Origin of the sequence: Shewanella sp. SG41-4, assembly GCF_014164505.1 — a bacterium.
Taxonomy (GTDB): domain Bacteria; phylum Pseudomonadota; class Gammaproteobacteria; order Enterobacterales; family Shewanellaceae; genus Shewanella.
The window spans coordinates 1-5330 of record NZ_JACJFI010000259.1 but is presented as its reverse complement, the minus strand read 5'-3'; the positions used below and the strand labels follow the sequence as shown (position 1 = coordinate 5330).

Here is a 5330-nt window from a genome sequence, read left to right as displayed (position 1 = left end):
GCCTGTAAAACAGTGCAATAATGCATTAGGTAGTTGAGCTCGATACTCATTTACAATGGCGATAAAATCACTATGTGCTTCACGACAATGCATTAGTACCGGCATGTTGAGTTCACTCGCTAGTTCTAATTGCGCAGCAAATGCTTTTCTTTGTGCTGGGCGTGGTGAAAAGTCGCGATTGTAGTCAAGTCCACACTCACCAATGGCTACCACAGTGTCTTGTTTGGCCAACTGAGTTAAACGTGCTTTGCTATGTTGATCCCAAGATGAAGCATGATGTGGGTGTACACCTGTCGTGCAGTAGAGTTGTTGCGGGTATTGTTGGCAGATAGATATAGATTCGGAGCTTTCATCGAGATCGCTGCCAATAACAATCAACGGCGAAACATTATGTTTCGCCGCTTCATTGATAATAGTATCAATATCGTGCTTCAGCCTGTCACTTAGCAGATTGACAGCAATGTCGATGTATTGAGTCATGTAATAAAAGTGCTGTAGTTACTTTAATCGTCTAACTCGGGTAGTAGCATTGCGTTCATCGCTACCCAATAAAAATGAATTCAAGGCACCCGTTTCAATAAAGATACGCTGACCTTTTTTGATTTTATAATACTTTGAATTACTTTGTTTCCACACTTGGCCATTGCTGAGTGTTATCACAAATGCGCCTAAAGCATCTTTTTTGACGCTAATAACTTCAGAATAAATCTTCTCGACTTCATCTTCTATTACTTTCTTTTGCAAGCCAAAATCATCAACGCTGAGTACTTGCGAGCTTGCAACTACCGGAGCAACTGCTACTGGTGCTACTACGCTTGGGGTAACTGGTGGTTTTGGTGTCTCTAATAGTGCAATTTCAGTCGTTTTTGCTGTCGTTATTATCTGAGCACTGGGTTTAGCGTTTGCTGCTAATTCGTCATAGCAAGTTAATCGCACAGTTTTGTCCGTTTTAGCGGCACATATAGACAGTTGCTGGCCAAGATTAGTATTGGCATATGCATTAGCCGACATCAATATGATCCCGGCGGCAATTAAACTTAAACGCATTGATTCTTCCTTATTATTTTAGTCAGTAGAGCCTATCTTTATCGCTTAATTCTCAGCTTGTTCGTTTTCTGGCTCATCTTCTTTTTTGCTGTAGAAACGTGCGGCGATTAGTCCACCTTCAAACAATAACAGCATTGGTACGGCTAGCATAGTCTGCGAGATAATATCGGGCGGCGTGAGTACCATGCCAACAACAAAAGCTCCTACCACAATATATGGACGCTTTTGGCGTAACTCATCGGGTGTGGTAACACCAGCCCAGCAAAGTAAAACCACTGCTACAGGTATTTCAAAAGCTAAACCAAAGGCAAAAAATAGTTTTAGAATAAAACTCAAATAACTGCTTATATCAGTAGCAACTTGCACGCCTTCTGGAACGACACTGGTGAAAAACCCAAATACAACTGGGAAAACAATATAGTAGGCAAAGGCTATTCCAAGATAAAACAACAGGGTGCTGCTGGCTAATAAGGGAACCACTAAGCGTTTTTCATGTTTGTATAACCCAGGAGCGACAAAAGACCATACTTGATAAAGTACATAGGGAATGGCGATGAAGAATGCTAGCACGAGTGTTAATTTAAACGGTGCAAAAAAAGGCGCGGCAACGTCGGTTGCAATCATACTGCCTGTTTCTGGAAGTGAGCGCATTAAAGGTAGAGCTATGTAGTGATAAATATCGTTAGCCCAATACACAATAGTAATGAATACCAATAACACGCTGCCAATGGCTTTAAGCAATTTATTACGTAATTCAAGCAAATGGCTAATAAGCGGTTGCTGTTGCGACATGGATTATCCGTTTTATTTAGAGTTTGAGCTGCTTTCGCTAGTCACTTCAGATGACTTAGCTTCTTTGACTGAAGGAGACTCGTCAGGTGATTTTTTTGGCGCTTCAGAGGGTGTTTCTTCAACTTTATAAGGGCGATTCACTGACTCAGCGGCTTTTTTCAGCTGATCAATCGACTCTTGTAGCTCTGGCGACAAATTGGCTAAACCTTTGCTTTCAGCTTTTTTTAAATCAGCATGTAACTGATCAATTTTAAGCTCTTGCTCAAGTTCATCTTTGACAGAGTTAGCCATGCGCTTAAGCGCGCGGATCCAACCTGTTAACGAACGTACTGCAACCGGTAGTCTTTCGGGGCCTAGTACGACTAGCCCCAAAATACCGATCAGCAGCAGCTCCATAAAGCCGATACCGTCAAACATAATAAATTACGCCTGTTTATCTTTAGATTCTGTTTCAGGTTGCTTTTCTGCAGCCTGTTGCGAAGTCGCTGCTGTTTGGTCTTTTTCTTTGTCATCTAAAGATTTATTTTCATCTTCTGGAGTCATGGCGTTTTTAAAGCCTTTTACTGCTCCACCTAAATCACCGCCCAAAGAACGCAATTTTTTAGTCCCAAATAATAGAATGACAATTAACGCTACGATTAGAAGCTGCCAAATACTGATGCCGCCCATGAAGATTATCCTCTTAAAATTAACAATGGTTTTTGTAAAAAAGTTATTTCAAAATCCATAATAACACCCAATTCTTTAAGTATTATGAACCTCTAATAAATTAGTGCTAGCTAAAATTTACGATTCTTTGGCCTAGATCGCCATCCTACCGCCCAAATCAATATGCCTGCACCGATGCAGGTATACGCTGGCCATAGTGTAACTATTTGAGTAAATAAAATTGTGCCACAGATCAATAATACAGCCGAAGTGATAAGCATATAATTACTCTTGTGCGATTTCTGTTGGTAGCGCAAGTACTTATCTAACATTTGCTGTTGAGTTCCGAGCAATTTACGACCTAATTTTAAGTTGTCATAAATAAGTTCAGGAAACTCAGGGAGTTTATCGGCCCAAAACGGCGCATTTGATTTTACTTTGTTGAACATGGCTTTAGGGCCAACTTGTTCTGACATCCAATTTTCTAGGAATGGCTTTGCGGTTTGCCATAAATCTAATTGTGGATATAACTGACGGCCTAAACCTTCAATATACAGTAACGTTTTTTCGAGTAGCACCAGTTGTGGCTGCACCACAATATCAAAATGACGTGCAGTTCTGAACAGCTCCAACAGAACATGACCGAACGAAATTTCATCCAATGGTTTATTAAACATGGGTTCGCAAACTACTTTTACCGCTTGTTCAAAAGCAATAATATCTGTGTGTTCAGATACCCAACCTGACTCAATATACAGCTGGGCAATACGGTGATAATCGCGATTAAAGAAGGCTAAAAAGTTTTCCGCAAGGTAGCGTTTATCTACTTCGGTTAACGTGCCCATAATGCCGCAGTCTAGGCCGATATAAAATGGGTCGTCTGGATGTTCACGACTGATAAAAATGTTGCCTGGATGCATATCTGCATGGAAAAAATTGTCGCGAAACACTTGGGTGAAAAACAATTCTACACCTCGTTCAGCAAGCAGTTTAAAGTTGGTACCTTGAGCCCTTAACGCTTCGGTGTCTGAAACTGGAATACCATAAATACGTTCCATGACCATTAACCGCTGGTAACTGTGTTCTTCGTAAACAAAAGGCACGTACAGCGAATTGGAATCAAGGAAATTATTGCGTAACTTGATGGCGTTAAGTGCTTCGAGCTTTAGATTTAGCTCACCTAAAATGGTGGTGCGGTAATCTTCAATCACTTCCGCTGGGCGTAAACGATTACCGTCACCTAATAAGGTTTCGAGTAAGTTAGCCGTTTGAGTCATTAACTGTAAGTCAGCTAATATCTGTTGTTCAACATTGGGGCGCAGCACTTTCAGTACCACGGCTTTACCGTTAGATTTTAAGGTGGCGGTGTGTACTTGCGATATGGATGCCGAGGCAAGTGGTGTATCGTTAAAATCGTCAAAATAGGTTGCGATAGGAGCACCAAGCTCAGCTTCGATGGCTTCTCGTGCTAAAGCGGAATCAAACGGAGGCACTCTGTCTTGCAACATGGCCAACTGATACGCCCATTCGTCGTCAAGTAAATCACGGCGAGTCGACAGCATTTGCCCTAGTTTGATGTATACCGGCCCTAAATCTTGCATTGCTAATTTTAAGCGTTCTGCTGGCGATTTAGTTTTATGTTTATTACGGATCCAAAATAAACTGTTACGCACAATGGAGAAATACCAGGGCTTTTTGTGTTTAGGTATTAAGTCATCTAAGCCAAAATGCAGAATGGTTTTAATGACATGGAAACCACGCCTGATACTTGCAGTTGTCATTGCGTTATTTTATCTCTTAATTGGGCTATCTTGGCTTCGATACGCTCGGTTTGACTCACCAGTTCGTCCAGATTATCACGAAAATGCAGCCATTCGATTTTATGCGGTGCGAGACGATATTCTTCGGTGGTTAACTGACTGATATGTGAGCGAGTTTTTTGCAAGACTCGCTTGATATCATGGTTAAATTGTTTAGCTGAGGCAACGAGTTTATGCGTTGGAGCATCACCAATATAACGTGATAACGGTTCGGCAAAATCAACATGAATATTCTGTAGATAATGGCTTAACGATTGCAGTAATTGAATATCGCCCTCTAAACTGAGTTTATCATTTTTGATAAGCTCAGTTAAATTAGCGCCTTCAGTCAGCTGATATAATGTTGATGCATCAGCTCGTACGGTTACTGCCACATCACCTTCGTAATGGCTGAGTACTTGAATTTGTTTGGCAAACACCAAATAAATAGGCCAATTTAATTGACTCAACTGAATACAAAATACTTTGCCGTGCAATGACTTTTGACGAGCATAGTCACTTTTAGCCTGTGCTGGCAGTTGGTTAAAAGCGGTTTCAATGGCTGCACAAGTCAACAAAGCAAAGTGATTAGGGGTCATTAGAACTTATAACCTCTATGCAATGCGACAACGCCGTCTGTCATGTTGGTGTAGTCAACTTGTTCAAAACCAGCATCTACCATCATTTGTTTAAGCGTTTCTTGATCAGGATGCATCCGAATTGATTCGGCAAGGTATTCGTAGCTATCAGCATCTTTAGTGATTAATGCGCCCATTTTAGGTAGCACCTTAAAGCTATACATATCGTAAACTTTACGCATTAATTCATGTTTAGGTGTTGAGAATTCAAGCACGAGTAGTTTTCCACCCGGCTTTAACACTCGCAGCATTGAGCGTAACGCCGCATCTTTATCGGTAACATTACGTAAACCAAACGCGATCGTGATGATATCAAAATGATTATCTGGAAACGGTAATGCTTCAGCATTTGCTTGCACATAACTGACGTTATTGACGATGCCCTTGTCGCGTAATTTAGTGCGAC

8 protein-coding genes are annotated in these 5330 nt (G+C 41.1%); all 8 read right to left on the bottom strand.

From position 1 onward, the window contains the following. The coding region (locus H5202_RS17565; RefSeq protein WP_182773217.1) for a TatD family hydrolase at positions 1-480 on the bottom strand (480 nt) is incomplete at its 3' end. 18 nt (positions 481-498) lie between these two features. Further along, on the bottom strand, positions 499-1047 hold the full coding sequence (locus tag H5202_RS17560) for a hypothetical protein (protein ID WP_182773216.1): 549 nt from the start codon (positions 1045-1047) through the stop codon (positions 499-501). A gap of 45 nt (positions 1048-1092) precedes the next feature. Next, positions 1093-1839 carry a twin-arginine translocase subunit TatC gene (gene tatC / locus H5202_RS17555; RefSeq protein ID WP_182773215.1) on the bottom strand — a complete coding sequence of 249 codons (747 nt, stop codon included), beginning with the start codon at positions 1837-1839 and terminating at the stop codon, positions 1093-1095. Between the two features lie 12 nt (positions 1840-1851). Further along, positions 1852-2256, bottom strand: coding sequence for a Sec-independent protein translocase protein TatB (gene tatB, locus H5202_RS17550; RefSeq protein WP_182773214.1), 405 nt, complete (start codon positions 2254-2256; stop codon positions 1852-1854). Positions 2257-2262: 6 nt separating this feature from the next. Beyond that, positions 2263-2508: a Sec-independent protein translocase subunit TatA gene (gene tatA / locus H5202_RS17545; protein ID WP_011635961.1), complete on the bottom strand. Its 246-nt coding sequence runs from the start codon at positions 2506-2508 to the stop codon at positions 2263-2265. Positions 2509-2618: 110 nt separating this feature from the next. Further along, entirely contained in the window at positions 2619-4268 is a 1650-nt protein-coding gene (ubiB, locus tag H5202_RS17540) for a ubiquinone biosynthesis regulatory protein kinase UbiB (RefSeq protein ID WP_182773213.1), read from the bottom strand. After that, entirely contained in the window at positions 4265-4885 is a 621-nt protein-coding gene (locus H5202_RS17535; protein WP_182773212.1) for a ubiquinone biosynthesis accessory factor UbiJ, read from the bottom strand. The genes ubiB and H5202_RS17535 overlap by 4 nt, the downstream gene beginning before the upstream one ends. Beyond that, positions 4885-5330 (bottom strand): ubiquinone/menaquinone biosynthesis methyltransferase (locus H5202_RS17530; protein WP_182773211.1); only part of this gene is annotated, 446 nt, incomplete at its 5' end. The genes H5202_RS17530 and H5202_RS17535, both read right to left, overlap by 1 nt.